Annotated in this window: 24 protein-coding genes and 1 tRNA gene; 15 read left to right on the top strand and 10 right to left on the bottom strand. The window is 64.2% G+C overall.

Features of this window, described 5'->3' with window-relative positions:
• Window positions 1–17 precede the first annotated feature (17 nt).
• Window positions 18–2489: a TonB-dependent receptor plug domain-containing protein gene (locus AB433_RS03210; protein WP_169749295.1), complete on the bottom strand. Its 2472-nt coding sequence runs from the start codon at window positions 2487–2489 to the stop codon at window positions 18–20.
• Between the two features lie 201 nt (window positions 2490–2690).
• Here AB433_RS03210 and infA point away from each other — a divergent pair, with 201 nt between their 5' ends.
• The 11 genes from infA to AB433_RS03160 all read left to right on the top strand — a co-directional run bounded on the left by infA (window position 2691) and on the right by AB433_RS03160 (window position 11688).
• Window positions 2691–2936: a translation initiation factor IF-1 gene (gene infA / locus AB433_RS20325; protein ID WP_047819892.1), complete on the top strand. Its 246-nt coding sequence runs from the start codon at window positions 2691–2693 to the stop codon at window positions 2934–2936.
• A gap of 6 nt (window positions 2937–2942) precedes the next feature.
• Window positions 2943–3548, top strand: a complete 606-nt coding sequence (locus AB433_RS03200; protein WP_047819891.1) for a Maf family protein — start codon at window positions 2943–2945, stop codon at window positions 3546–3548.
• Window positions 3541–4515 carry a ribonuclease E/G family protein gene (locus AB433_RS03195; RefSeq protein ID WP_047819890.1) on the top strand — a complete coding sequence of 325 codons (975 nt, stop codon included), beginning with the start codon at window positions 3541–3543 and terminating at the stop codon, window positions 4513–4515. The genes AB433_RS03200 and AB433_RS03195 overlap by 8 nt, the downstream gene beginning before the upstream one ends.
• Entirely contained in the window at window positions 4512–4685 is a 174-nt protein-coding gene (gene yacG / locus AB433_RS19840; RefSeq protein WP_082134772.1) for a DNA gyrase inhibitor YacG, read from the top strand. Before AB433_RS03195 ends, yacG begins: the two co-directional genes overlap by 4 nt.
• Before the next feature lie 112 nt (window positions 4686–4797).
• Window positions 4798–4873, top strand: a tRNA-Phe gene (locus tag AB433_RS03190).
• A 167-nt stretch (window positions 4874–5040) separates the two neighbouring features.
• On the top strand, window positions 5041–5823 hold the full coding sequence (gene purC, locus AB433_RS03185; RefSeq protein ID WP_047819889.1) for a phosphoribosylaminoimidazolesuccinocarboxamide synthase: 783 nt from the start codon (window positions 5041–5043) through the stop codon (window positions 5821–5823).
• Window positions 5824–5840: 17 nt separating this feature from the next.
• Entirely contained in the window at window positions 5841–8750 is a 2910-nt protein-coding gene (locus AB433_RS03180) for a M16 family metallopeptidase (protein WP_082134771.1), read from the top strand.
• 280 nt (window positions 8751–9030) lie between these two features.
• Complete coding sequence (locus AB433_RS03175) at window positions 9031–9471, top strand: DUF4168 domain-containing protein (RefSeq protein WP_053058955.1); 441 nt, start codon at window positions 9031–9033, stop codon at window positions 9469–9471.
• Window positions 9472–9639: 168 nt separating this feature from the next.
• On the top strand, window positions 9640–9873 hold the full coding sequence (purS, locus tag AB433_RS03170) for a phosphoribosylformylglycinamidine synthase subunit PurS (RefSeq protein WP_047819887.1): 234 nt from the start codon (window positions 9640–9642) through the stop codon (window positions 9871–9873).
• 1 nt (window position 9874) lies between these two features.
• Window positions 9875–10552 carry a phosphoribosylformylglycinamidine synthase subunit PurQ gene (gene purQ, locus AB433_RS03165; RefSeq protein ID WP_047819886.1) on the top strand — a complete coding sequence of 226 codons (678 nt, stop codon included), beginning with the start codon at window positions 9875–9877 and terminating at the stop codon, window positions 10550–10552.
• A gap of 104 nt (window positions 10553–10656) precedes the next feature.
• A complete protein-coding gene (locus AB433_RS03160) occupies window positions 10657–11688 on the top strand; it encodes a calcium:cation antiporter (RefSeq protein ID WP_245626571.1) in 1032 nt (343 codons plus the stop codon).
• Window positions 11689–11702: 14 nt separating this feature from the next.
• Here the strand turns inward: AB433_RS03160 and AB433_RS03155 are convergent, their stop codons facing one another.
• The 4 genes from AB433_RS03155 to glmU form a co-directional block, all read right to left on the bottom strand.
• A complete protein-coding gene (locus AB433_RS03155) occupies window positions 11703–14099 on the bottom strand; it encodes a putative bifunctional diguanylate cyclase/phosphodiesterase (RefSeq protein WP_245626570.1) in 2397 nt (798 codons plus the stop codon).
• Between the two features lie 73 nt (window positions 14100–14172).
• Window positions 14173–15996 (bottom strand): glutamine--fructose-6-phosphate transaminase (isomerizing), encoded by a 1824-nt coding sequence (gene glmS / locus AB433_RS03150; protein ID WP_047819885.1) that lies wholly within the window; start codon window positions 15994–15996, stop codon window positions 14173–14175.
• A gap of 24 nt (window positions 15997–16020) precedes the next feature.
• Window positions 16021–16332, bottom strand: a complete 312-nt coding sequence (locus AB433_RS03145) for a hypothetical protein (protein WP_047819884.1) — start codon at window positions 16330–16332, stop codon at window positions 16021–16023.
• Window positions 16329–17681: a bifunctional UDP-N-acetylglucosamine diphosphorylase/glucosamine-1-phosphate N-acetyltransferase GlmU gene (gene glmU / locus AB433_RS03140; protein ID WP_047819883.1), complete on the bottom strand. Its 1353-nt coding sequence runs from the start codon at window positions 17679–17681 to the stop codon at window positions 16329–16331. Before glmU ends, AB433_RS03145 begins: the two co-directional genes overlap by 4 nt.
• 91 nt (window positions 17682–17772) lie before the next feature.
• Between glmU and AB433_RS03135 the strand changes: the two genes are divergently transcribed.
• From AB433_RS03135 to AB433_RS03125, 3 genes are all read left to right on the top strand, one after another.
• On the top strand, window positions 17773–18522 hold the full coding sequence (locus AB433_RS03135; protein ID WP_082134770.1) for an HAD-IA family hydrolase: 750 nt from the start codon (window positions 17773–17775) through the stop codon (window positions 18520–18522).
• 147 nt (window positions 18523–18669) lie between these two features.
• Entirely contained in the window at window positions 18670–19473 is an 804-nt protein-coding gene (locus AB433_RS03130; protein WP_245626569.1) for a lysozyme, read from the top strand.
• 61 nt (window positions 19474–19534) lie between these two features.
• Window positions 19535–20590, top strand: a complete 1056-nt coding sequence (locus tag AB433_RS03125) for a hypothetical protein (protein ID WP_047819882.1) — start codon at window positions 19535–19537, stop codon at window positions 20588–20590.
• Here the strand turns inward: AB433_RS03125 and AB433_RS03120 are convergent.
• From AB433_RS03120 to AB433_RS03105, 4 genes are all read right to left on the bottom strand, one after another.
• Window positions 20577–20921, bottom strand: a complete 345-nt coding sequence (locus tag AB433_RS03120) for a DUF2794 domain-containing protein (protein ID WP_047819881.1) — start codon at window positions 20919–20921, stop codon at window positions 20577–20579. The two genes, AB433_RS03125 and AB433_RS03120, sit on opposite strands and share 14 nt — an antisense overlap.
• Before the next feature lie 10 nt (window positions 20922–20931).
• On the bottom strand, window positions 20932–21657 hold the full coding sequence (gene epsC / locus AB433_RS03115; protein ID WP_047819880.1) for a serine O-acetyltransferase EpsC: 726 nt from the start codon (window positions 21655–21657) through the stop codon (window positions 20932–20934).
• 67 nt (window positions 21658–21724) lie between these two features.
• Complete coding sequence (locus AB433_RS03110) at window positions 21725–22357, bottom strand: P-loop NTPase family protein (RefSeq protein ID WP_047819879.1); 633 nt, start codon at window positions 22355–22357, stop codon at window positions 21725–21727.
• A gap of 12 nt (window positions 22358–22369) precedes the next feature.
• Window positions 22370–23665, bottom strand: a complete 1296-nt coding sequence (locus tag AB433_RS03105) for a hypothetical protein (RefSeq protein WP_047819878.1) — start codon at window positions 23663–23665, stop codon at window positions 22370–22372.
• A 121-nt stretch (window positions 23666–23786) separates the two neighbouring features.
• Between AB433_RS03105 and purM the strand changes: the two genes are divergently transcribed.
• Window positions 23787–24908 (top strand): phosphoribosylformylglycinamidine cyclo-ligase, encoded by a 1122-nt coding sequence (gene purM / locus AB433_RS03100; protein ID WP_047819877.1) that lies wholly within the window; start codon window positions 23787–23789, stop codon window positions 24906–24908.
• Between the two features lie 23 nt (window positions 24909–24931).
• Here purM and AB433_RS03095 read toward each other — a convergent pair whose 3' ends face one another.
• On the bottom strand, window positions 24932–26077 hold the full coding sequence (locus AB433_RS03095; RefSeq protein WP_169749294.1) for an AI-2E family transporter: 1146 nt from the start codon (window positions 26075–26077) through the stop codon (window positions 24932–24934).
• Window positions 26078–26127 lie beyond the last annotated feature (50 nt).

Genomic DNA, 26127 nt, shown 5'->3' with positions numbered 1-26127 from the left:
AGGGACAATGCGCCAATTCAGAACCGCTTGCGGAAATCGATCTCGAAAAATCTGCCCTTGGGGTCGGTAAAGTCGGGCAGGTAGGCGAAGGGCACCGTGCCGGTATCGTCCGTCACCCGCTGCTGCACGTTGAAGATGTTGTCGACGCGCAGTGAAACCCGGCTGCCTTTCAGGAAATCAACGTCCTGAAACTGCCGCTCCAGATCGACGAACATGCGCGCATCGAAGGTGGCATAGGGGTGGAAATCCAGCCCGCTGGCCCCTGTCGCCGTGCTGCCGTCGATGGAGCTTCCGCCAATGTAATTGCCCGACAGGCGCAGGCCGAAACCGTTGTAGTAAAGCCCGCCGCGCATCTCGATCCCGTGCTGCGCAGTCGGGCTGTTCACCAGCGAATCGCCGTCGAGCAGGTCCAGCAACGGACCGTTGTCGCTGATCAGCACTTCGTCCTGCAGGCGATAGGTGTGGAACAGCGACAGGCTCCAACGCCCGCCCCGACGATCGCGACCGCCCATACCGGGCATGCCGCCGCCCCGGCCACCGCGACCAGCGCCGCGTTCACCCCGCTCCTGCTCTCCGCCCGAAATCTCGTCCGACACGTCCAGACCCCAACGGATGCGGCGGCCGCGTTCCTCGGCGAACGTCACCGGGCGTTGGTCGACAAGGATCAGGTTGCCTGCCGTATCGCGTACGAACAGTTCGGGGAATGCCGCCTCGATCTCCGGCGTCAGGGCAGAGAATGAGCCGGACGTATTGGTCGAGGTCTCGTCATAGTATTCGGCGATGAACCGCGACCGGTCGAGGAACGGCAAGTCCCAGTTCAGCGCGATCTTCCAGTCCTTCTGCTTTTCCGCAACCAGGTTCGGATTGCCACCCGACAGCACGTCGACCAGTACGTTCTGGCCGGTCGTGAAGTCATAAACCGTGGACCCGCTGGTCAGCACTTGCGGCGCGCCAAGCTGGGTCAGCGTAGGCGCGGCCTGGCGGTAGATATAGCTGGCCTGCAGATCGAGCTTGTCGGTGATGCCCCAAGTCAGACCGAAGCTGCCGTCGTACAGCGTGCCGAAATCCGACAAGTGACTTACCCCGCCCGAAAGGTCGAGCGAGAGGTCGCCAATGGCATCAAGCGTACCCGTGCGGCGGCTGGCGATGGGAATGCCCAGCGTGACGCCGCCGTTGAGATCGCCGCGCGTCAGGTTCAGGCGGCTCTCGGGATTGCGGCTGTCTGCACTGTCGATGTTGTTCCAGTCGTACCCGGCCTTCAGCACGACCGATACCTCGCCCGCAGGCAAGGTGATCGGCTGGCCACTGGCCGTGACGAGGGTCGAAACATCTTCAGTGTTAGAGGTCGCGCGATAAGTCGGGCGCGCAGTCACACCATTCGCCAGCAAGGTCGCGACCGGCGCGTCATAGGCGACATCGCCGTTCTGCACCGCCAGTTCCAGCGCATCGGTATTCGCGCTGCCGTCGGTCAGGGTCCGGCTCTCGCCATGGGCCCAGTTGGCGGTGGCGTTCAGCTGCCAGTCGCCAATCCGCGTGTCGTATGCGGTGCCAAGCTCGAACGTCTCGCTCTTGGTATCACGCAACCGCGGACCGAACCCGGATGCGGGGTCATAAAGCGTGCGATAGACGCTGCTCCCCTCACCATCGTCCAACAGCACCGCATCGGGCCCGCGATACGACAGGCTGTCAGAGCGGGTGAACGTCCCGCTTAGCGACAGTGACGCGCCTATGCCATCCTCGCCCAATCCGCGCGACCAGTTGGTGTTCAGCGTGATGTCGCGGCTATCCGCGATCAGAGACCGATAGGCCGACGGATCGGCATCGCCCGCCAGCGGCGTGCCGTCGATAGAGGAGACGCCCCGCTCCGCCTCCGTCAGCATCGAGCTGTCTTCATTTTCCAGCGCGATGTTCAGCCGGTTCGCACCATTGATCCGCAGCAGGGACACTTCCTGCTCGTTGGTGGAATAGCCGCCGTCGGTGGGAAATCCATATTCAAGCTCGGCCGTGACAGACGAGAAGTTGTCCTTCAGGATGAAATTCACCACCCGCTGGTCTGGGCGGAAGCCGAAGCGCAAGGCAACTTCTTCGGGCAGGACTTCGACCCGGCGGATCGCCTCTGGCGGATAGTTGCGCATTTCGCGAAAGCCGTTGACCCGCCGACCGTTCACCAGAATCGCCGGCCGTCCGCCGCCGCGCCCACGGGCAGAGCTGGTCTGCGGGGCCAGTTCCTCGATCAGTTCGGCCAGCGACGCCGCGCCATAACTGGCGATCTCTTCCTCATCGATCACGGCCACCGGGGGATAGGGCGTATCAACCTGCCCGCGCATACGCTGCGCGGTGACGACGATCTCGTTTTCAGTAGGATCGGCCATCGGCTCGCTCTCGTCCTGCGCGTAGGAGGGAGCGGCCATTGTCAGGGCCAAGGCGGATACGGCGGTGCCGGCGATCAGGTGAAAGCGGGGCAGGCTAAAGGGGGCTTCGCGTCTCATCGCACGATAGCTGGCGACACGCTGCATTCGCAACAAGCATCGTTGCGTATCGGTTTGTCGCAAAAGCCAAAACGCGCGATGAACCGTGCCGAAAATTGAATAATCCGCACGGGCTTCCCATTTACGCGTTGTGCGGGTAAAGGCCCGCGCACCTGTTTTTCCTAAGAGATCGAGTGAAAGGATGGGCCGCAAGGCCCGGATATGGCGAAAGAAGAACTTCTCGAAATGCGCGGCCATGTGGTCGAACTGCTGCCCAATGCGATGTTCCGCGTCAGGCTGGAGAACGATCACGAGATCCTTGGCCATACCGCCGGCAAGATGCGCAAGAACCGCATCCGCGTGCTGGTGGGCGACGAGGTTCTGGTGGAACTGACGCCGTACGACCTGACCAAGGGCCGCATCACCTATCGCTTTATGCCCGGCCGGGGCGGCCCGGGGCCGCAGTAACCGGCGATGGCGGCTGACGCCACGCATCTACCCACAATTCAGAACGGGCGCCTCATCCTCGCATCGGCCAGCCCGCGCCGACGCGACCTGCTCAAACGGATCGGCATCGCGCCCGACGCGGTTGCCCCCGCAGATATCGACGAAACGCCGCTAAAGGCCGAGCTGCCGCGCGTCTATGCCGTGCGCATGGCCCGCGAAAAGGCAGAAGCCGCCGCGCGCGACGATGCCTTTGTGCTGGCGGGCGACACCGTGGTGGCCGTGGGTCGCCGAATCCTGCCCAAGGCGGAGGACGAAGCCACCGCGCGCCAGTGCCTGACGCTGATGAGCGGACGGCGGCATCGCGTTCTGTCCGCCATTGCCTTGCGCGCGCCGGACGGTTCGATCCGCGAACGGCTGAGCGAAACCGAGGTGCGCTTCAAGGCGCTGCATCCAACCGAGATCGACGCCTACATCGCCAGCGGCGAGTGGCACGGCAAGGCGGGCGGCTATGCGATCCAGGGCCGCGCCGAGGGGCTGATCGCGTGGATCGGCGGCAGCCATTCGGGCGTCGTCGGCCTGCCGCTTTTCGAGACCCGCGCCCTGTTGCGCGCCGCGGGATTTCCTGTTGGCTGATTGGCTGATCGAGGACGGGATCGGCGAGACCCGCGCGATCCGCATCGAAGGCGACCGCATCGTCGCCGCAAAAATCGCATGGCCGGGCGAACTGGTCGCGGGGGCCGTCGTTTCGGCAAAGCTCGCCTCGCGCCGCTCGGGCTCTGCCCGTGGCACGGCGCGGCTGGACGATGGCACCGAAGTGCTGGTCGACCGCCTGCCCCGCGACGCGAGCGAGGGGGCGGACATCACGTTGGAAGTCACCCGCGCCGCAATTGGCGAGGGCCACCGAACCAAGCGCGCGCAAGCCCGCCCGACCAGCGCCACGCCGTCGCCGGCCCCGAAATTGGCGCAACAATTGGCAGCAGCGGGCCATTCGGTCCGCACCGCGCATCGCTTCCCGGTCGATGGCTGGGACGAGATTTGCGAAGAGGCCCAGGCGGGCACCATCGACTTCGCGGGCGGTTCGCTGCTGTTTTCGCCGACCCCGGCGATGACCCTGATCGACATCGACGGCACGCTGCGGCCGCGCGCGCTGGCGCTCGCCGCCGTGCCCGCAATTGCCGAGGCGCTGCCGCGACTCGACATAGGCGGTTCGATCGGCATCGACTTTCCCACTTTGAACGAAAAGGCCGATCGCCGGGCCGTCGACACCGCGCTGGCCGAGGCACTGTACCGCCTGCCTCACGAACGCACCGCCATGAACGGCTTCGGCTTCGTTCAGATCGTTACACGGCTGACCGGTCCTTCGATCGTGCATCGCTTCGCCCGCGATTCCCTTGGCGCAGCGGCACGCCAATTGCTCCGCCGCGCCGAATCCGTGGGCGGCGCAGGCCCGATCCTGATGACCTGCCACCCATTGGTAGAGGCCCGCATCAGCCCCGAATGGCGCGCCGAGCTTTCCCGCCGCACGGGCCGGGAAATCCGCGTCGAGGCCGATCCCACCCTTGATCCCTCGGGCGGATTCGCGCAGGCGGTGTCGGCATGACCAAAGGCAAATCCTGCCCCATCTGCGGCAAGCCCCGCAGCACCGAACACACCCCGTTCTGCTCATCACGATGCCGCGACCGCGACCTGGTGAAATGGCTGGACAATGGCTATGCGATTCCCGGCGAACCGGCGAAGGTGCCCACCGGGGACGACGAAGAAGACCTCTGATCGCCAAGCCATAAATTGGGGCTGGACAGGCGCGGCGGGTTTGGCCATAGGCGGCGCTCCCGTCGCCGGGCGGCTTCTTGCAACGCGGTGATGGGCCCTGCCTTTATGGCGTGCCCGGGTAGCTCAGTTGGTAGAGCATGCGACTGAAAATCGCAGTGTCGGTGGTTCGATCCCGCCCCCGGGCACCACTTTTTCCAGACCGAAAACGCCAATGATCGCGCAGCGTCAGGCTGCTTTGCTTTTCGGCGCGCTTCGCCTATAGGACCGGCAAGGACGCCCCGGCATCGTCAGGCAGGCCCCACCGGGGCGCGGCTGGCAGGTCGGGGCTTGGTATTTGACGAAGAAAGAAACGCCCATGTCGCGTCGCCGCCAGATCTACGAAGGCAAGGCCAAGATCCTGTACGAAGGTCCGGAGCCGGGCACCATCATCCAGTATTTCAAGGACGATGCCACCGCCTTCAACGCCCAGAAAAAAGGCACGATCAACGGCAAGGGCGTGATCAACAACCGCATCAGCGAGTTCGTGTTCACGCGCCTGTCGCACATCGGCATTCCCACGCACTTCATCCGCCGGCTGAACATGCGCGAACAGCTGGTCCGGCAGGTGGAAATCATTCCGCTGGAAGTCGTGGTGCGCAACGTCGCCGCCGGTTCGCTGTCGAAACGATTGGGCATCGAAGAGGGTGAGCCGCTGCCCCACACCCTGATCGAGTACTATTACAAGGACGACGCGCTGGGCGATCCGCTGATCGCGGAAGAACACATCGCCTGCTTCGGCTGGGCATCGAATGAAGAGATGCAGGATATGTCCGCGATGGCGATCCGCATCAACGACTTCATGGTCGGCATGTTCGCCGCCGTCGGCATCCGCCTTGTCGACTTCAAGCTGGAATTCGGCCGCATCTGGGATGGCGATTACAGCCGCGTGATCCTGGCCGACGAAATCAGCCCCGACGGTTGCCGCCTGTGGGACATCGCCAGCGGCGAAAAGCTGGACAAGGACCGGTTCCGCCGCGACCTTGGCGGTGAAGAAGACGCCTATCAGGAAGTCGCCCGCCGCCTTGGCGTATTGCAGGAAGACGGGCCGAGCGAGGTTGCCGACATCAACCTGCACCGTAAATTGCGGGGCAAGAAGTAATCACTACAAAGGGTCGCATGAACATCAGGGCAAAGGCCATCGGCGCAGCGCTGGGCGCGCTGCTCCTCTCTTCGTGCGCAACCGTTCCGCAAGGCATCGATCCGGCAACGCCGGTCGCTGCCGCGGCAACCCATGCCAAGCCATCGCAATCGGGATTACCCCCGTTCGAACAGATGCTGGCGCAAAGCGACCTGCCGCCCGATCCTGCAATGCGCTTCGGGCGGCTGCCTAATGGCCTGTCCTATGTGATCCGCCCCAATGCGACACCCGCAGGAACGGCGGAGGTGCGGTTGCGGTTCGACGTCGGGTCGCTGGATGAAAGCGCCGAAGAACAGGGCTATGCCCACTTTGTAGAGCACATGGCGTTCAACGGATCGACCAATGTGCCCGAAGGCGAGATGATCGCCCTGTTGGAGCGTAAGGGTCTGGCCTTTGGCGCGGACACCAACGCATCGACCGGGTTTGTTTCCACGACTTATAAGCTGAGCCTGCCGCGCAATGACGCGGACTTGCTCGATACCGCGCTGATGCTGATGCGCGAAACCGCGAGCGAGCTGACCTTCAACGACGCGGCAGTGGACCGCGAACGCGGCATCGTCCTATCCGAACGGCGCGAGGGCAACACTTATGGCTTCGTCAATTTCGTCGACAAGATCGCCTTCGAATCGCCCGATGCCAGCTACCCGGATCGCCTGCCGATCGGCACGCTGGAAACGCTCAATGCCGCGAACGGGACCAACCTGAAGGCGTTCTGGCAACGGAACTATCGCCCGGAAATGGCGCAGCTGATGGTCATCGGCGACTTCGCGCCGGACGCGGTCGAGGCGGAAATTCGTAAGCGCTTCGCCAGTTGGCAGGCACCCGATGCGCCGGTGACGCAGCGGTCCTATGGCACCGTAGACCTGGCGCGCGAACCGGCGGTCGACATTCACCTGAACCCCGCGCTGCCCGAGAACGTCACCGTCACGCGCCAAGGCGCGTTCGATCCTGCGCCCGATACGCTGGAAAAGCGCAAGCAGGACGTTCTGGCCTATCTCGGCCACGCGATCATCAACCGCAGGCTGGTCCGGCTGGCGCGGCAGGAAGAGCCACCGTTCAAGTCCGCCTCTATCGGCAGCGAGGATGTCTTCCGCATCGGCCGGATCACGCGGTTGAGCGTCAACACCACCGAAGGCGGCTGGGAACGCGGGCTGACCGCCGCAGCGACCGAATATCGCCGCGCGATGGCTGGCGGCTTCAGCCAGGCGGAAGTGGCCGAACAGGTCGCGAAATTCCGCACGTCGCTGGAAGACGCCGCCGCCGGGGAAGCCACGCGCAGCAATCGCGCGCTGATCGCCGTGCTTGAGGATTTCTTCGACGAGGGCAAAGTGCCGACCCTGCCCAGCACCGGGCTGGACCGGTTCAACGAACTTTCGTCGGAAATCACGCCGGAAAACGTGCTGGCCGCGCTGAAGAAAGTGTCGGTCCCGCTCGACAACGGGATGCTGCGCTTTTCGGGCAAGACAGAACCGACCGGCGGCGCGGGCGCGATCCGCGCCGCGTGGGTGAATGCGATGCAAGCCCCGATGACCGACGTCTCGCCGCCAGAGGCAGAGAGCTTCGCCTATGGCGATTTCGGCCCCGCCGGCACGGTCGTCAGCGATGTGCGCGAACCGATTTACGGCATCCGCACGATTACCTTTGCAAACAACGTCCGGCTGAACCTGAAAACCAACGACTTGTCCAAGGACCGCGTTTTCGTGCGCGTTTCGCTCGACGGCGGCTACCTGCTTTCGACGCGCGACAATCCCCGTGCCGTCGAACTTGTTCCGTGGATGCCGCGCGGCGGCCTGGGCAAGCACAGCGCCGACGAACTCGATTCGATCCTTGCAGGCAAGAGCGTCGCGCTCGATTTCGGACCCGCGGGCGACAGCTTCGTCAGTACCCGCGTTACAACGCCGCGCGATCTCGACCTGCAACTGCAGTTGCTGACCGCCTTCGTCACCGATCCCGGTTGGCGGCCAGAGGCGATCAGCGCCTATCGCAACAGCCTGCCCGACCGTTTCGCCCGGATGGAGGCGACCCCCAGCGCCGCGATGTCGACACACCAGTTGGCGGTGATCGCCGACGGCGACCCGCGCTTTACGACCGCGCCGATCGAATTCTATCAGGCGCTGGACTTTTCCGACGGACGCGAGGCGATCACCGACAGGCTGGATCATGGCGCCATCGAAATCGCGCTTGTCGGCGACTTTGACGAGGACGCGGCCATCGCCGACGTTGCGCGCACCTTTGGCGCCCTGCCCGAAAGAGAGGCGGAATTCCGGGACCGGACTGCGGCCCGCGAACGCAGCTTTACCGCAAGGCGCGGCCCCGTATTCCTGCGCCACGATGGCGAGCCCGATCAGGCCCTGATCCGCGTATTCTTTCCCACCACCGACGATGCCGACCCCGAACTGACAGCCACGCTGGAACTGCTGGAAGCCGTCACGCAGATCGAGCTGAATCAGGAAATACGCGAGAAACTGGGCCAGACCTATTCGCCCGGCGTCGGCAGTTCGATGAGCCGGACTTACGACGATTTCGGGTTCTTCCTGCTGAACATCGGCGTCGACATGTCGCAAGTACCCGCCACGATGGCCGAGGTGGACAGCACTCTGGCCACCATGCGCGACGCGCCGGTGCCGGACGACATTCTGCAACGCGCGCGTCAGCCTCTGCTGGAAAAGTACGACAACGCCCTGAAGACCAACGGCACCTGGCTGAACCTTGCCGATCGCGCGCAAAGCCAGCCCGACCGGGTCGAACGGTTTGCGCAATATCGCACGCGAATCATGTCGATCACGGCCGAAGATCTGCAAGCCGCGGCAAGACGCTGGTTGCCGGAAGGCGGCTCGGTGGACCTGATCGCCATTCCTCGTGCCGCTGCGGAACCGGACCTGCCCTGAAACCGATCAAGTTCTGGCCAAGTGGTGACGAAGTAAGATCGCGTATTATTGTCATCTCGAATTTTGATATGATGCAAGTCAAACAAGTATCAATCTGATTACTTTGATAACTGTGTTTGTACGGTTCTTTTGACTACTTGATATTTGGTTTTATTAAGATATCATTCAGGACCATCCAACGACTCATCGTATGTCAGGCACGGTTCATGGTGCGATCGGTTGATCACTTCGGCCATGGCCGCGAAAAGCTAGCTCCCTTTTGGACGGAGCAAGCCTAATCATGAAGAAACTGCTGACCACCGCCGCGATCGTCGCCGGCTTGGCCGCAACCCCGGCGCTGGCCCAGGCTGAAGCCGCTGCCGATACCGCCGCGCCCGAAGCGACTACCGCAGAAGCCCCCGCCGTCGCCCCGGCGAAGGAAGCTGCTGCCGAAGCCGCAGCCCCGATTTCCGACGCCGAACTGGACCAGTTCGCCATCGCCGCCACGAAGGTGAACGAAATCGCGCAGGACGCGACCCTGACTGCAGAGCAGAAGCAAGCCGCCATGGTCGAAGCCGTGAACGGCAGCGGCCTCGACGCCACGAAGTTCAACGAAATCGCCACCAAGTCGCAGAGCGACGAAGCGCTGAAGGACCGTCTGGCCGAAGCGTTCGCCCGCCGCCCGGCCCCCGCCGCTTCGCCTGAAGCTGCCGAGGCTTCGGAAGAGCAGGCTGGCGGCTGATCGCCTGATCGCGATGCACGCAAAGAAGGGCCTCGATCCGCTGGATCGGGGCCTTTTTTGTGCGTGGATGCCGGTTCGCGGGCGGGCGTGCCTTGTGCCCGCGCGGCGCTTTCGGCATAGGCGGCGCGAATTCCTCTGATTCCAGCGATTTTCGAAAGGCCCCTTCCCATGAAGGTCAACGTCCACGTCAGCCTGAAGCCCGGTGTGCTCGATCCGCAAGGCCGCGCGATCCATCATGCGCTGGAAGGGCTGGGCTTTGCGGGCGTGAATGACGTGCGCGCCGGCCGCCTGATCGCGCTCGACGTGGCCGACGACACGAGTGACGAGGCGCTGGACGACATGTGCCGCAAACTGCTCGCCAACATGGTCATCGAAAACTACCGCATCGAAAAGGTCGGCTGAGATGAGCTTCACCGCCGGCGTCATCACTTTCCCCGGCTCCAACTGCGACCGCGACATGGCCGTCGCGATAGAGGCGGTATCGGGCAAGCCCGCCACGCGCATCTGGCACGGCGACGCCGCCCTGCCCGATGGACTCGATTTCATCGCGGTACCTGGCGGTTTTTCCTACGGCGACTACCTGCGTTCGGGCGCTATGGCGGCGAACAGCCGGGTGATGCGCGCGGTGGCAGAGGCTGCAGGACGCGGCGTGCCCGTGCTGGGCGTGTGCAACGGGTTCCAGATCCTGACCGAAACAGGCCTGCTGCCCGGCGCATTGATGCGCAATGCGGGCATCCACTTCGTCTGCCGCGACGTGCCGCTGATCGTCGGCAACGACAGTTCGCTGTTCACCGCGAAGTATCAGGCCGGAGAGGAAATCCTGATCCCCGTCGCGCATCATGACGGCAACTATTATGCCGATGAAGATACGCTGGACCGGTTGGAGGGCGAAGGCCAGGTGGCGTTCCGCTATGCGCAGAACCCCAACGGTTCGGCCCGCGATATCGCCGGCGTGCTGAACGCCAAAGGCAACGTGCTGGGCATGATGCCGCACCCCGAACGCATGATCGAAGCCGCGCAAGGCGGTGACGATGGCCGCGCGCTGTTCGAGAGCGTGTTCGAGGGGTTGAGTGTCGGGTGATCCCGGCCCGCGAAACCAACTCGGATCCCGGAAGGGATAACGCGCTAGCGTCGCGCCTCATCATACATTTGTCGTGGCTGGTCCCCCTGATCGCTTTGTTTACGGTGGCAGCGACCTTTTTTGTATCTCCACCTGTATTGCTGACCGGCTTCGTCCTCGCCGGCACGATCATGGCTGCTGTCCACCACGCCGAAGTGATTGCTCACAAGGTTGGTGAACCATTGGGAACACTGGTGCTGGCCTTGGCCGTTACAGTTCTCGAGGTAGGATTGATTGTGACGCTGATGCTAGGATCGGCGGAAGGCGCGGCGACGCTTGCGCGCGATACCGTTATCGCAGCGGTCATGATCATCCTTAACCTGCTGGTTGGTCTGTGCCTTTTGATCGGAGGGCTCAGACACCGGGAACAATCGTTTCGCCAGACCGGCGTCAGCGCGGCTCTCGCGACTCTCTCGGCCCTCACCGTACTCAGCTTGGTCCTGCCGAACTACACCATAAGTGAGCCGGGGCCCGCCTACTCGACGTCTCAGCTGGCATTCGTCGCCACAGTTTCGTTGATTCTCTACGTGACCTTCGTGACGGTCCAGACGGTCAGGCACAGGGAGTATTTCCTTCGCCCGTCGAGCGCCAAGACCATTTCGAGCCAGGGAGAAGCGGAATCGGCAACCGATCCGATCTCTTCCCCTCAGGCTTTAGTTTCGGCGGGCCTCTTGGTCGTGAGCCTGGGGTCAGTGGTCCTGCTTGCAAAGGCGCTTTCCGGCCCCTTGGACGCTGCATTCGAAGGGGCAGGCCTTCCGCGGGCCCTTGTCGGCGTAACAATCGCTGCGCTCGTTCTTGCGCCCGAAGGGATCGCCGCAACACGCGCAGCGCTGGCGAACCGCCTTCAAACCAGCCTGAACCTCGCGCTTGGATCGGCACTTGCTACAATCGGCCTGACAATCCCCGCGGTCGCGGTCGTTTCGATCATGATCGACCTTCCCATCGCTCTGGGTCTGAGCGCGAAGGGAATCGTACTGCTTTTGTTGACATTACTGGTGACGACCCAATCGCTTGCCACCGGACGGACTACCATTCTGCAAGGCATGGTCCATTTGGTGATCTTTGGCGTTTATTTGTTCACCACGATCGTGCCCTGAGGGCGTTAGCCGGTTTAAGCAATCTTGCGATCCGCATCGCGCGCCAGCAGCGCCTGCGCTTCCATAGCCCCCATCGGACGACCGAACAGGAAGCCCTGGATCTTGGTGCAGCCCAGTTGGCGGATACGGTCCAGCTCGCGTTCGCTTTCCACGCCTTCCGCCGTGGTGGTCATGTCCAGCGCATCGGCCATGGCGACGACGGCGCGGATGATGGCCAGCGATTCGGGGCTGTCCTTGGCCGCTCCCGTTACGAAGGAACGGTCGATCTTGATCGTGGTGAAGCGGTTGTTGCGCAAATATCCCAGCGACGAATAACCGGTCCCGAAATCGTCGAGCGCGATACCGCAGCCCAGTGACTGGATCTGGCTCAGCGTATTCTGCGCCGCGCCCCCATCACGCAGGAAGATCGATTCGGTCACCTCCAGCTCCAGCCGTTCCGCGGCCAACCCACTGCTGGCCAAGGCCGAAACGACAGTGCTGGCAAAGCTGGCGTCGAGCATTTGCTCCGCCGAAACATTCACCGCAATGCGGATATGGCTGGGCCAGCGCGCCGCTTCCTCACACGCGCGGCGCAGTGCCCATTCGCCGATGGGAACGATCAGGCGCGTGTCTTCAGCAATCGGGATAAACTTGGCCGGACTGACCGGGCCGAATTCGGCGGAGTTCCAGCGGAGCAGCGCCTCGAAGCTCATGATCTGCTCGGTCGTCGCATCGACCACCGGCTGGAACGCCAACGTCAGTTCATCCCGCTCCAACGAGTGGCGCAGCGCAAATTCCAGCTTGCGGCGTTCCTCGGCATGGGCGTGCATCTGCGGTTCGTAGGCAAAGTGGCTGCCGCCGCCTTCGTCCTTGGACCGATAGAGCGCGAGGTCGGCGTTGCGCATCAGCGTTTCGACCGTGCGCGCATCGCGCGGTCCAACGGCGGAGCCTACCGACGCCCCGACGTAAAGCGTGTGATGATCGACGTCGTAGGGTTTCGACAGCACATCGATAATCGCGTGCGCCATCCGGTCGACTGCGTTGCGGTCGTTGACATCGGCCATCACGACCGCGAATTCGTCACCGCCCAGGCGCCCACACGTATCGTGCTGGCCCATCAGGACTCGCAGACGGCGCGATACCTGCGCCAGAAGTTCATCGCCGATCTGGTGGCCAAGCGTATCGTTCACCGCCTTGAACCGGTCGAGGTCGATCATCAGAAACGCGCAGCGCGTGCGCCACTGTTCGGCCCGCTGCAAAGCGGTGCCCAGCGCCTCTGTCAGCATCATGCGATTGGGCAGGCCGGTCAGCTGGTCATAGCGGGCGAGTTGCGCGATCTTTTCGGCGGATTCGCGTTGTTCGGTCACATCGGACCCGACTCCGCGAAAGCCTGAGAACTGGCCGTGCTCGTCATGCTTTGGCGTGCCCGATAGTTCCCACCAGCGGCTGCGCCCACCGACGTTGACGCGCACCATAAGGTTCGAAAACGATTCGCGGCGCTTCAGCCGCTCGGCCAGATCGCGCAGCGACGACGGCAGCGAGCCGGATTCCCAACCCTCACCCGCGATCAGGCGCAGGATCGGTTGGCCGTCAGCCTCGTGCGGGTGCATCTGCAAGGCATGGGCAAAGCGGGGCGAAACGCCGCGCACCCGGCGGGACGAATCGACGCTCCACAGCCAGTCGGCGCTGTTTTCCTCGAACTCGTGCAGCAGCAGCGAGACTGTCTCGGCCTTTTCGGCAAGGCTCGCTTCGGTCAGGCGCAGGCGCAGGTAGAGCCGCGACAGCGCCAGCGCACCGCCCGCGATCACACCGCTGAACGCGAACTGCGCCGCAGCCGCCATGAAATCGCCGTTGACGACCGGACCGATCGCCCCGCCAACACCGAAGATGCCGATGAACACCAGCGCCGCCGTCGGCACGACCGACAGCGACAGCACGAAGACGCCAACCAACATCACCATCACCGCATATTGCGGCGCGCTGCCCGAGGTGAGCGCATCGGAGAACAGGATCATCGGCGCAGCCCAAAGCCCGCCCGCAAGGCCAACCATCGCCAAGTGGGTGCGCAATTCGTCGGCGGATAGCTGACGGCGTTCGGCATCGCCGAACGTCCGTTCCGTCCGCATCAGGGCCAGCGCCATCATCACGACCAGCACGAACCAGCCGCCCGCGATCATCGGTCCGGCTGTGGCCTTCCAGATCGCGACCGCCGGAAGCGAAGCCGCGACGAAGACCGCGAATCGCAGCCACGCGCCGCGTGCCAGCGCCCCGTATTGCAGGCCGACAAGCCGTCCGGGCCGCTCGTCAGAGGGCTTTATCTTGCCCATCATGCGCGCTGCCATGCCTTGGCGCGGAGCGGCCATCGCGATATCCTCGCTGACAGCGTGCTGCTGAGGGGCGTTCGATCCGCCCGCTTTCCTAGACCCGAACATGGCTCCCTGCTTAGTCAAACAGGGTTGATGCTTGGTAAACGCGCAGCCGGGAAAGCGACCCCGGATGCGCGTACTATTCGACGGTGACGCTTTTCGCCAGATTGCGCGGCTGATCCACGTCCGTGCCCTTCACGCAGGCGACGTGATAGGCGAGGAGTTGCACCGGCACCGCATAGACCAACGGCGCGATCAGCGGATGGACCTTGGGCATCTCGATCGTCGCCATGCAGCCTTCTCCCGCCTCGGCAATGCCCTCGGCATCGGAAATGAGCACGATCTTGCCGCCGCGCGCGCGCACCTCCTGCATGTTGGACACGGTCTTTTCGAACAACGGGCCCGACGGGGCCAGCACGATGACCGGCACATTGTCGTCGATCAGCGCGATGGGGCCGTGCTTCATCTCGCCGCTGGCATAACCCTCGGCATGGATATAGCTGATTTCCTTGAGCTTCAGCGCGCCTTCCAGCGCCAACGGAAAGTCCGGACCGCGGCCCAGATAGAGGACGTCGCGCGCGGGCGCGATAAGGTGCGCCATCGCCTTGATATCCTCGTCATGATCCAGCGCGGCATTCAGGCAGGCGGGGGCCTCCAACAGGTGGTCGACGACGCTTCGCTCTTCGCCCTCGTCCATCTTGCCTTTCTTCACCGCCAAATGCGCGGCCAGTGCGGCCAGCACGGCCAGCTGGCAGGTGAACGCCTTGGTCGAGGCAACGCCGATTTCCGGCCCGGCATGGGTGGGCAACAACAAGTCCGCCTCACGCGCCATCGAACTGGTCGGCACGTTGACGACGACCGCGATGGTCTGCCCCGCCTCTCGGCAATGGCGCAGCGCGGCCAGCGTATCGGCGGTTTCACCGCTCTGCGAGATGAACAGCGCGAGGCCGCAGTAGGGCAGCACCGGGTCGCGGTAACGGAACTCGCTCGCCACATCGATGTCGACGGGCACGCGGGCAAACTTCTCGAACCAGTATTTCGCGACCATCCCGGCGTAATAGCTGGTGCCACAGGCGACGATGGTCACACGGTCGATCTTGCTGAGGTCGAAGTCGATCTGCGGCAGGGCGACGGTGCGCTCCAGCTGGCGAACATAACTGCGCAGGGTCTGCGCCACCACGGTCGGCTGCTCGAAGATCTCCTTCTGCATGAAGTGGTGGTAGTTGCCCTTCTCGGTCGCGGCGGCGGTCGCGCCCGAGTGGACCACCGCGCGTTCGACGCGGTTGTTGTCCTTGTCATAGATCGTCGCACCTTCGCGGGTGACGACGACCCAGTCCCCTTCCTCAAGGTAGCTGATCTTTTGCGTCAGCGGGGCCAGCGCCAACGCGTCTGAGCCGAGATAGGTCTCACCCTCGCCATACCCAACCACCAGCGGCGAACCGAGCCGCGCGCCGATCAGCAGGTCGGGCTGGCTGCGGAAAGCGACCGCCAGCGCGAAGGCACCGCGCAAGCGGGGGAGGACGATCTCCATCGCTTCCTCCGGCGTCTTCCCTTCCTCGATGCGGCGCGAAATCAGGTGGACGACGACTTCGGTATCGGTCTCGCTCTCGAACTTGCGACCGTCGGCAATCAGCTCGTCGCGCAGCTGCTTGAAGTTCTCGATAATGCCGTTGTGCACCAGCGCGACTTCACCGGTGGCATGCGGGTGGGCATTCGCTTCGGTCGGCGCGCCGTGGGTTGCCCAGCGGGTATGCGCGATGCCGACAGTGCCCTCGGCCGGGTTCTTCTTCAATTCGCCGACGAGGTTCGCCAGCTTGCCCTCTGCCCGGCGGCGGACCAGCTTGCCGTCGTCGATCGTGCAGATTCCCGCGCTGTCATAGCCGCGATATTCCATCCGCTTCAGGCCGTCGACAAGGCGCTCTGCAACCGGTTCTGCGCCAACGATGCCGATGATTCCGCACATTCGGTAAAAGTCTCCTGCTGCCGCCTAGTGCGGGAAATTGGTGTCGACGAACTGGTGGGTGAAGGCCACGGGATCGGGCGCTTCGCCCGAAGTCTGCAAAAAGCGCACCCGGCCCTTGTCCCAGACTTCGCGGATCGAACCGGCCATGCCGTCGGGAAAGCGCATTTCCGCCGCGACGATGTCCTGCCACGCGCCATCGCGGCCATAAGTATGGCGCAAGTTCGGCTCCATCGCGGTCAGCCAATCCCGATTCGCCGTGTCGAGCGCGCCGATGGCATCCAGCACATAGGAATCGACCAGCCGCAGGAACGGCTTGCCAGCGTAACGGTCGCTCACTTCTTCTCGGCTTTCTTCTTTTTCATCGCGTCATGAAACCGGTCGGCCCAGCCGGGTTTGACCAGCTGTTCGGCGCGCACCATGCGCATTTCGCCATCGGCCACGTCGCGGCTGACCGCGCTGCCCGCGGCAACGATGGCATCTGCGCCGATCCGCACCGGGGCGATCAGGGCGGAGTTCGATCCGATGAAGGCGCGGTCGCCGATCTCGGTCTTGTGCTTGAAGTACCCGTCGTAATTACAGGTGATCGTGCCTGCGCCGATATTCGCCGCAGCGCCGACCGTCGCATCGCCGAGATACGTCAGGTGGTTCGCCTTCGCGCCCTCACCCAGCGTGGCGTTCTTGATCTCGACGAAATTGCCGACCTTGCTCTTCGCTTCCAGCACCGCGCCAGGGCGCAGGCGGGCATAGGGGCCGACTTCGCAACCTTCGCCAACGGTCGCACCCTCCAGATGGCTGAACGCGCGGATGCGGGTGTTGCTGGCGACCTTTACGCCGGGGCCGAACACGACGTTCGGCTCGATCGTCACGTCCTCACCGATTTCCGTATCCCAGCTGAAGAACACCGTGTCGGGGGCTTTCAGCGTCGCGCCGCCGTCCATCACTTCGGCGCGCTTGAACTCCTGCCATTCGCGCTCTGCACCGGCGAGTTCGGCGCGGCTGTTTACCCCGGTCACTTCGCGGTGATCCTCGCACTCGACGACGGCCGAATTACGCCCGTCGGCGGTGGCAAGGTTGACGATGTCGGTCAGGTAGTATTCGCCCTGCGAATTCTGGTTGCCGACGCGGGACAGCAGTTCGAACAGCTCGCTGCCCTTTACCGCCATCACGCCCGAATTGCACAGGGTGCAGGCACGCTCGGCCTCGTTTGCGTCCTTGTGCTCGACCATCTTCTCGATCCGGCCGAAACGGTCCGCGATGACGCGGCCATAGCGAAGCGTATCGGGCGGGCGAAAACCCAGCACGACGACGGCGGGGGCGTCCGCCTGATGCAACCGTTCCAGCATGGCGCGCATTGTGGCGGCCTTTACGAAGGGCACGTCGCCGTAAAGGATCAGGACATCGCCCTGAAAATCGCGCAGCTCCTCCTGCGCCTGTTGCACCGCGTGGCCGGTGCCCAGCTGCGGTTCCTGCACCGCATAGGCCACTCTGTCGCCCAACGCGTCCTGCACCTGTTCGCGATATTCGCCGACGATGACGACGGTCTTTTCGGGCGCAAGTTCTGCCGTCGCGTCGATCAGGTGATGGATCATTGCGCGGCCGGCAACGGGGTGCAGCACCTTGTGAAGCCCGCTTTTCAGGCGCGTGCCCTTACCGGCGGCAAGGATGACGGTGGCAACGTTCTTCATGATACTCCCAAAGACACACGCGGCAGGGCAGCAACGGCCTTGCCAGCTTTCGTTTGCGCTTTCCAGAGGATGCGGTCAAAGCCCCCAGCCCATGAGCAGGCAGCACGAAACCGGCAGGTCCCCCATCGAACAGACCCCAAAGACACAGAGTTATGACCCGAACCCCGCATCGACACTCCGGTTCCGCACCGTGGGTTTCGATCTGGACGGAACGCTGCTGGAAACCGCGCCTGATATCGCCAATGCCCTGAATCACGCGCTGAAGCTGGCGGGCCTACCGTCCTTCGCGTTCGAGGAAGTGCGCCCCATGATCGGTGGCGGGGCGAAACGCCTGCTGGTCCGCGCGCTGGCCGATCGGCACGGCAGCACGGTGCCCGATGACGTGATCGACCCGCTCTACGCCGAATTGCTGAATCACTACGCCGCCAATATCGCGGTGGAATCGTTCGCTTTCGACGGGTTGCTGCCCGCGCTCGATGCGCTGGCAGATCAGGGCATCACGCTGGGCGTGGCGACCAACAAACTGGAATCGCTGGCCCGCAGCCTGCTCGACGAAATCGGCCTTGCCGATCGCTTCGCTTGCGTGATTGGCGGGGACACATTGGGCACCGCTAACGCAAAGCCCAAGCCCGACATGCTGCACGAACTGGAACGGCGCTGCGGCGGCGGACCGACGGCATTCGTCGGCGATTCCATCTACGACACCAGCGCCGCCCGCGCCGCCGGACAGCCATGCGTTGCAGTCAGCTTCGGCTATCGGTCCGAACCGATCGAGGACCTGCGCGCTGACGCGGTAATCGATCATTTCGACCAATTGGTGCCGGTCCTGGCTACGCTTTGAGTAGAGAGCGCGCTGCGGCGAACCGAGGAACGCGAATCGGAACACATCCGTTGAAATGGCAGGGGAACGGGCAAGGCGGGCGATGCATGTGGCGTGCCCGGCCTGATCGCGGGGTCGCAGATGCGAAGAAGCCGCGAAAGGAACACCTTGCACCACGAAGCCGACCTCCAGATTTCGAAGTTGATCGACGGGTTCAATACCGCGCCCATCGCTCCCTATCGCCCAAAGACCGACATCGTGCAGACCGCCCGGCGCAAATTGCGTGTGCGCGAGATCATTCAGGCGATGCACGCCCGCTATGCCGCCGCCGCCATGACCCGCCGCAGGGGTTTGCGGCGCAAACGGATCGCGATGGCCCTGTCGGCAGGCGTCGTCGGATTTGGCGCGGCGGGCATGACCGTACCGCCCGATCAGACCGGCGAGAGCTATCAGGCCGACTACTTGCGATATGGCAGTCGCCTCCACGCCAGCGAACTTTCGGCCAGTGCCGACCTGCGCGAAGCGATGATCGAGGAAGAAGGCGTGCGCCAGCGCGTCTATCGCGACGTGGCAGGATACCTGACCGTGGGCATCGGGCACCTGATCCGCGCGTCGGATAAATTGCAACTGGGTGACCGGATTTCGAAGGAACAGGTGCTCGACTTCTTTGAAGACGATTTGTCGCGAGCAGAGGCAGCAGCCGCGCGATTGGCGGGCGATACACCGCTGTATCAGCACGAATTCGATGCGCTGGTCGATCTGGTCTACAACGTTGGCGAAGGCAATGTTTCGCCCACGAAAAGCCCGCGGCTGAATGCCGCGTTGCAGGGCGCCGACTATGACGCGATTGCCGCCGAATTGCACTATACGACGGCGGGTGGATCGGTCGCCAAAGGGCTCGTCAACCGAAGCGAGCGGCGCGCGAATATCTTCGAAAACGCCGAATACGCCGACCCCCGACACACCGCCTGATCGCGGGTTGACCCCCGCCGCACGCCACGCCTAGCTTGCCGCCGGCAAAGGGGGCGCCTTCATGTACAGCGACGAAGACCTGAATTCCGCCGTAGCGTCCGGCGCGATCACGCTCGATGCGGCACAGGCGCTGCGCGATCATGTCGCGCAATTGCGTTCGGTTCCGCATGGGGATGAAGAAAGCTTTCGGCTTCTCACCAGCTTCAACGATATCTTCGTGACCGTCGCGGCGATCCTGCTGATCATCGCGGTGGGCACGCTGTCCGGTCTGGCCACCCCGCCGCTGTCGCCCCTGATTGTCGCGGCGACCGCGCTGGTGCTGACCGAATATTTCGCGCTCAAACGGCGCATGGCCCTGCCCTCGGTCGTGCTGACGATCATCGCCATCGGGGCGATCATCGTGCTGCCGGTGCTGGTGATCAAGGAAGTGCTCGGGCTGTTCGACATGGAAGGCATCGGCCTGATTATCGGCGGCGTCTGCGCTACGATCGCATCGTGGCTGCACTGGCGACGTTATCGCGTGCCGATTGCGGTGGCGGCGGGCGCCGCAGGGGCGGCAATCGCGGCCAGCGCGCTGGTTCTCGTGCTGATCGGCGTGGCTGTCGAAGACGCAGCGGATCGCTTCATCCGCCCCGTCGTATTGCTAGGCGGTCTGACCGTGTTCGCCTGGGCGATGTGGTGGGACATGACCGATCGCACCCGTACCACCCGGCGCAGCGACGTCGCGTTCTGGCTGCACCTGCTGGCCGCGCCGATGATCGCGCACCCGCTGTTCTCGTGGTTCGGAGTATTTTCCTATGGCGCGCTGGCCCCGGCAGGGGCGATGGCCATCGTCGCGATTTATGTGCTGTTCGGCCTGATCGCGCTGGCCATCGACCGGCGGGCGCTGCTCGTCTCGGCGCTGGCATACGTGCTGGCGGCCATTGGGGAGCTGGTGGATACGTTCGGCAAGGTAGAGGCGGGGTTTGCGATCACGATGCTGATCATCGGGTCGGCACTGCTGCTGCTCTCCGCGGCATGGTCGCGGATTCGCAGCCATGTGGTCGCGATATTGCCGCCGTCGGTGCGGGATCGCCTGCCGCCCACCGAGACCGTGGCCAGCGTCAGACAAGCTTGACCAGCCGCCGCTCTATGGGTGCCAATACGCCTGCCAGTTCGTGCCCGCGCTTCAGGACCTGACCGGCTTCGCCGAACAGGGTCCACATGCCCTGCCGTTGGCGTAGTGCCGGGCGCTTTTCCAGCCGCACTTCGGGCCGCTCCGCCGTGCGGCGAAAGGCTGCGAAAAAGGCCGCATCCTTGTGAAAGTCCATCGCATAGTCACGCCACTGTCCGGCAGCGACCATGCGGCCGTAGAGATCGAGAATGCGGAGCAGTTCGGCGCGTTCGAACCCCACCTGCTGCGGCTGACCCCGGTTCGGACCGAGCGGCAGCGGCACCACGTTGTTCATGCGCAGACCTTCAAGCGCCGCCCTTTGCTGTATCGGGCGTTCCGTCTCTGTCCTGACGCGCGGTCAGCGGCTCGGGCTCTCCGGAAAAGGCCCGCAGGCGTTCAAGTTCCGCCTTCAGCTGCGCGATCTGGTCTTCCAGATCGTCGAGCCGGGGCGAGGGCTCGCACGGATCTTTGCAGGGCGTGCCATAGGGCACGAACTTCTGCTGATACGTTTCTGCCGAGACAAGTGTCGAACGCGCCTTTACGCCAACCATCGTCGCGCCATCAGGCACGTCTTCGGTCACCACCGCAGCTGCGCCGATACGCGCACGCTTGCCTACGGTGACCGGGCCGAGGATCTGCGCGCCAGACCCTACAATGGCCCCGTCCAGCAGGGTCGGATGCCGCTTGCCCGCGATGCCGTTGGTGGGATTCGTGCCGCCCAGCGTCACGCACTGATAGATCGTGACATCGTCGCCGATGATCGCGGTTTCGCCGATGACGGTGAAGCCGTGGTCGATGAACAGGTTCCGCCCGATTGTGGCACCGGGGTGGATGTCGATGGCGGTCAGCCAGCGTGACAAGTGGTTCACAAAACGGGCGGGTAAATACAGTTCCGCCTCGAAAAGCCAGTGCGCCACGCGGTGCATGCCCACGGCGAGAACACCCGGATAGAGCAGGATTTCCCAGCGCGAACGCGGCGCGGGATCGCGCGCGCGGATGCTGTCGAGATAGGCTGTCAGTTGCTCGAACATGGTCCGATAATCCCATGTGCCCCGGTTCTTGGCAAGTTTTGCAGCAAGATCAGGGCCGTTTCGCTTGTCAGTTCAGGTCGCCCTGTTCTGGCGCTTCGCCCCGTCCTGCCAGCCGTTCCAGCGCCTCTCGCCAGATCGCCTGCCGGGCCGGAGCCTTGCGTTCAAGGCTCAGGCGGTCGATCTCGGCCACCAGCGCCTCTACCGCGGCAAAGCTGCGCTCCACCCGCGGAACCAGATAAGTGGTGGCCCCGTCTTCCAATGCAAGACCGCGCCCGGCGGCATGGGTCTCTATCAGTGCGGACAGCATTGCATCGTCTGGCGTGCCGATGGTCAGCGGAAGCGCCGCGCCCAAGCGGGATCGCAGGTCGGGCAGCGTAATCTGCCACACCGCCGGAACCGGGGGACCGACCAAAAGCAAGGGCCGCCCGCCTTCCTGCGCGCGGTTCCATGCGTGGAACAGCTCCGCCTCGTCCTGCATGTCGGCATCGTCGATGGCAGTGCCCATGCCGCTCTGCGCGAACCAGCGGGCGAGCAGCGATTTGCCCGAACGAGGCGGGCCAGACAGGATCGCGGTGCGGAACGGCCAGTTCGCCGCATCCTCGAACGCGCGGATCACCGGTTCGATGGCCGCGCCCAGCACGATGGATTGCTCGCGCGCGGGGCCGGACAGCGGCAGGACGATCTGGGTCGGACGGGCCATGTGCCCGCCTGGTCAGCGCGCGATACGCAGCGCGTCGGCGCCCTGCGTCACTTGCCACCCGCGCTGGCGCAAGGCGGCGGCCAAGGCGGAAATGTCGCCTGCATAGCCGACCTGCAGCACCGATGTGCCGCCGATGGCAAGGCTCGACATCGTTGCGCTCGATACCCCCGGCGTTGCATTCAGCGCCCGCAAGGCCGCATCGACCGATGCCGGGTCGGGCGTCGTTACCTGAACCGTCAGCGAAATGCCCTGCGGCGCGGCGGTCTGCAATGGTGCGGGCGTGCCGCTGTCGGGCGCTTCCGCCGCCGGGGCATCGCCTGTATCCGCATCGCCACCCGCCGCAGCGGTCAGCGCCGCCAGCAGGTCGGGATCGATACCCTGCTGCTCTATATCCAGCGTCTTGTCCGCGCCCAGCTTCCCGTCGATGAACGCCTGCGCATAGATCGAATTCAACCGTCCGACGGCCTGGGTCAGCATCTGCGGCAGGGCATCGTCGCTCTCCGCCCGCATCGTAAAGCTGCCGAGGTAGGTATTATCTGCACCGTACCGCGCCGTGAACGTGCCGACGACCGGACCACCCGGCCATTGACGTTCCAGCCGCGCGACCGGGAACACGACGTTGGCCGCGCCGAATTCGTCGAGGATCGTGCGCCACCATGCGCGGCTGCGGCGGCTCATCTGCCCAGCCGTCAGCAACAGCGATTCGCCACCGCCGCCATAGGGCCGAACGTAATCGACCGGACTTTCGGAATTGCGATACTCTGCCCACGCGCGCTGCCACGGGGTGCGCATTTCATAGAGCTGGCCCACGCCGCCCTGAAACACGATGGGGATCACCAACATCGGGGCCGACCGCGTGACGCTGCTCGATTCGCCGAAAGTCTGCCCGGTGCGGGCGCGGTCGAAGATCACGCCCAGCGTCGCGACATAGCGGCGCGGGCCGATGGCCTCTTTTTCAACCACCACGGCGGAAATCATCGATTCGAGCTGCGAATCGGAGATGTTGGGGGCTTTCTCGCCATCGTGGGTGCGTTCGTAGAGAATCTCCCACGCCTTGCGCTGCGCCTCTCGCCAGCCGTTCTCGCGCGCGTCCTGCGCGTCGTCTCCGGTGACGTTGACCTCTATCCCGCCAACCTCGAAATCGCCGGTGCTGGCCAACGGCGCAATCCCGCGCTCTCCCTCTACCTGCGCGACAACGCGCCATGCGATCATGGCGAGAATCGCCAGCGCCAGCGCAACCGCGATGGGTTTCCAGCGGATGCTGCGCAGGGCCTCGACCGGGCCGGAAAGGGCGTGTGCAGAGTGCATTGGCAAGGGATCAGCCGGGGATATCGTACCGGAAGGCGGTCATCATTGGTCTCTTTGCCGAATGAGGCGTGGAAATCCAAGCGCGAAAGCGATAACTGCCCCGCAGATTGCGAGAGACCGAATGACCGATACGCCTGAAACTGCCCCCGAAAGCTATACCTACGCCAAGGCCGGCGTCTCTATCGAGGCCGGAAACGCACTGGTGAAAGCGATCGGCCCGCTGGCCAAAAGCACCGCCCGCCCCGGCGCGACGAGCGAGCTGGGCGGCTTTGGCGGCTTCTTCGATCCCAAGGCGGCAGGGTATACCGATCCGCTGCTGGTCGCCGCGAACGACGGTGTCGGCACCAAGGTGAAGCTGGCCATCGACCACGACCGACACGACGCCATCGGCATCGACCTTGTCGCGATGTGCGTGAACGACCTGATCGTGCAGGGCGCAGAGCCGTTGTTCTTCCTCGACTACTTCGCCACCGGCAAGCTGGAGAACGGGGTCGCCACCCGCGTCGTTGCGGGCATTGCCGATGGCTGCAAGCTGGCCGGATGCGCGCTGATCGGTGGCGAGACGGCTGAAATGCCGGGCATGTATCAAGCGGGCGATTACGACCTTGCGGGCTTCTGCGTCGGCGCGGTGGAGCGCGGAGAGCAGCTGACCGGAGAAAAGGTGGCAGAGGGCGATGTCCTGCTGGGCCTTGCGTCCTCTGGCGTGCATTCCAACGGGTATTCGCTTGTTCGCAGGCTGGCGGCGGACAAGGGCTGGAAGCTCGACCGCCCCGCCCTGTTCGATCAGGACGTGCTGCTGATCGACGCACTGATCGCGCCGACGAAGATTTACGTGAAGAGCCTGCTCGGCCCGATCCGCGCCGGGCGCATCCATGCACTGGCGCACATTACCGGTGGCGGCTTGCTGGAAAACGTGCCGCGCGTTCTGCCCGATGGGCTGCATGCGCATATCGACGTCGGCGGCTGGCTGCTGCCGCGTCTGATGGCGTTCCTGCAGGCGCAGGGAAATATCGAGCCGGAGGAAATGGCCCGCACCTTCAACTGCGGCATCGGCATGGTGCTGGCGGTCGCGGCTGACGAGGTCGAGAGCCTGAAGGCCGACCTTGAAGCGGCGGGCGAGGAAGTCCACGTTATCGGCGCGATCCGTGCGGGCGAGGACAGCGGCGGAAAGGGCTGCACCGTCGCGGGCCGCGCGGGCGAATGGTCGGCGCGAGAGGACTGGAGTGCGACGCATCTGGGCTAAAGCTCAGGCCTCTTTGGCCCCGCCTATTCGGCCATGTCCTTTTTAACGTCGCGCGGCACGCCGTCGATATCTTCGCCCAGCGTGTCCCGGATATAGAGTTCGCGCACGCCGACATAGGCGACGACCAGCAGCGCGCCCGCAAAGAACACGCCATAGATCCCGAACACCGCGCCCGCGCCAAGAATGACGAACAGCGTCAGCGCGGGCGGAATGTTCACCACCTGCCGATTGACCAACGGCGTGATCAGCCACGCCTCTATCACGCGCGTCGCCAGATAGGCGATCAGAGTGTAAGTCAGCACGTCGCCGCCCTGCGTCGCGGCAATGCCGACTGCGGGCAGCATCGCGACGGCGGGGCCGACATAGGGCACGAACTCGCTGATCCCGCCCAGCAGGCCCAGCGCCATCCAGTGCTCGACACCCGCCAGCCACAGCGACCCGCCGATCAGCACCGTCATCGCGGTCATCGAGATCAGCTTCGCCTTCAGCCAAAGACGCAGCGCAATGCCCACTTCGCCCAGCGCGCGATCCATCGTCGGACGCCCAGCCCTTGGCGTCAGCAAGATCATCGCCCGGCGGTACGGCCCCGGATTGGCGGCAATGAACATCGCGCCGATCACGACGATGACGAAATTGAGCAGGACTTCACCCGTCCCGGCCACAAGTTGCCCCAACCGGTCGGCAATCGCGCTGCCCGATACGGCGGCGCGCACGGCCTTGACCACCGCCGCGCCGACCGGGTTCGATCCCACGGCGTTTTCTATGGCGGCAATCGTTTCGGGCAGGTTGTCGATCAGGTTGGCGATCTGCACCCCGAACTGCACGGTCAGCAGGTACCCCATCACGCCCAGCACGCAAAGGCAGAGCAGGATGCCCAGTCCCAGCGACAAGTCCTTGTTCTTCAGGCCGATCCGCTGAAACAGATCGCCCGCGCTGCGGAACACCACCGCGCCCAGCACCGACCCGAAGGCCAGCAACAACAGGTCCGACGCACGCCAGACAACGATCAGAACCGCGGCAATGGCAATGGTATAGAGCAGGCGGCGCAGGTAGGGCGCGTCCTCCTCTCTTGGGCGGAACGGCACGCGCATCAGGGCATTGCCTGCGTGGTGTGCCGCGCGTAGGGGAAAGCCAGCGGAAACCTCCGCCGTGGCCGGTATAGGTCGCAAGTCATTGCCCCAAGAACCACCGGGGCCGCCGCCCTGTTCCCCATCGAAAA

Origin of the sequence: Croceicoccus naphthovorans (assembly GCF_001028705.1) — a bacterium.
GTDB lineage: Bacteria > Pseudomonadota > Alphaproteobacteria > Sphingomonadales > Sphingomonadaceae > Croceicoccus > Croceicoccus naphthovorans.
The sequence above is the reverse complement of the archived record's forward strand: the minus strand, read 5'-3'. Positions and strand labels throughout refer to the sequence as shown.

What these genes read in the sequence shown, in the direction of transcription:
- AB433_RS03210 (WP_169749295.1), bottom strand. Translation starts at nt 2,489, where the DNA reads ATGAGACGCGAAGCCCCCTTTAGCCTGCCCCGCTTTCACCTGATCGCC.
- infA (WP_047819892.1), top strand. Translation starts at nt 2,691, where the DNA reads ATGGCGAAAGAAGAACTTCTCGAAATGCGCGGCCATGTGGTCGAACTG.
- AB433_RS03200 (WP_047819891.1), top strand. Translation starts at nt 2,943, where the DNA reads ATGGCGGCTGACGCCACGCATCTACCCACAATTCAGAACGGGCGCCTC.
- yacG (WP_082134772.1), top strand. Translation starts at nt 4,512, where the DNA reads ATGACCAAAGGCAAATCCTGCCCCATCTGCGGCAAGCCCCGCAGCACC.
- purC (WP_047819889.1), top strand. Translation starts at nt 5,041, where the DNA reads ATGTCGCGTCGCCGCCAGATCTACGAAGGCAAGGCCAAGATCCTGTAC.
- AB433_RS03180 (WP_082134771.1), top strand. Translation starts at nt 5,841, where the DNA reads ATGAACATCAGGGCAAAGGCCATCGGCGCAGCGCTGGGCGCGCTGCTC.
- AB433_RS03175 (WP_053058955.1), top strand. Translation starts at nt 9,031, where the DNA reads ATGAAGAAACTGCTGACCACCGCCGCGATCGTCGCCGGCTTGGCCGCA.
- purS (WP_047819887.1), top strand. Translation starts at nt 9,640, where the DNA reads ATGAAGGTCAACGTCCACGTCAGCCTGAAGCCCGGTGTGCTCGATCCG.
- purQ (WP_047819886.1), top strand. Translation starts at nt 9,875, where the DNA reads ATGAGCTTCACCGCCGGCGTCATCACTTTCCCCGGCTCCAACTGCGAC.
- AB433_RS03155 (WP_245626570.1), bottom strand. Translation starts at nt 14,099, where the DNA reads ATGTTCGGGTCTAGGAAAGCGGGCGGATCGAACGCCCCTCAGCAGCAC.
- glmS (WP_047819885.1), bottom strand. Translation starts at nt 15,996, where the DNA reads ATGTGCGGAATCATCGGCATCGTTGGCGCAGAACCGGTTGCAGAGCGC.
- glmU (WP_047819883.1), bottom strand. Translation starts at nt 17,681, where the DNA reads ATGAAGAACGTTGCCACCGTCATCCTTGCCGCCGGTAAGGGCACGCGC.
- AB433_RS03135 (WP_082134770.1), top strand. Translation starts at nt 17,773, where the DNA reads ATGAGCAGGCAGCACGAAACCGGCAGGTCCCCCATCGAACAGACCCCA.
- AB433_RS03125 (WP_047819882.1), top strand. Translation starts at nt 19,535, where the DNA reads ATGTACAGCGACGAAGACCTGAATTCCGCCGTAGCGTCCGGCGCGATC.
- AB433_RS03120 (WP_047819881.1), bottom strand. Translation starts at nt 20,921, where the DNA reads ATGAACAACGTGGTGCCGCTGCCGCTCGGTCCGAACCGGGGTCAGCCG.
- epsC (WP_047819880.1), bottom strand. Translation starts at nt 21,657, where the DNA reads ATGTTCGAGCAACTGACAGCCTATCTCGACAGCATCCGCGCGCGCGAT.
- AB433_RS03110 (WP_047819879.1), bottom strand. Translation starts at nt 22,357, where the DNA reads ATGGCCCGTCCGACCCAGATCGTCCTGCCGCTGTCCGGCCCCGCGCGC.
- AB433_RS03105 (WP_047819878.1), bottom strand. Translation starts at nt 23,665, where the DNA reads ATGCACTCTGCACACGCCCTTTCCGGCCCGGTCGAGGCCCTGCGCAGC.
- purM (WP_047819877.1), top strand. Translation starts at nt 23,787, where the DNA reads ATGACCGATACGCCTGAAACTGCCCCCGAAAGCTATACCTACGCCAAG.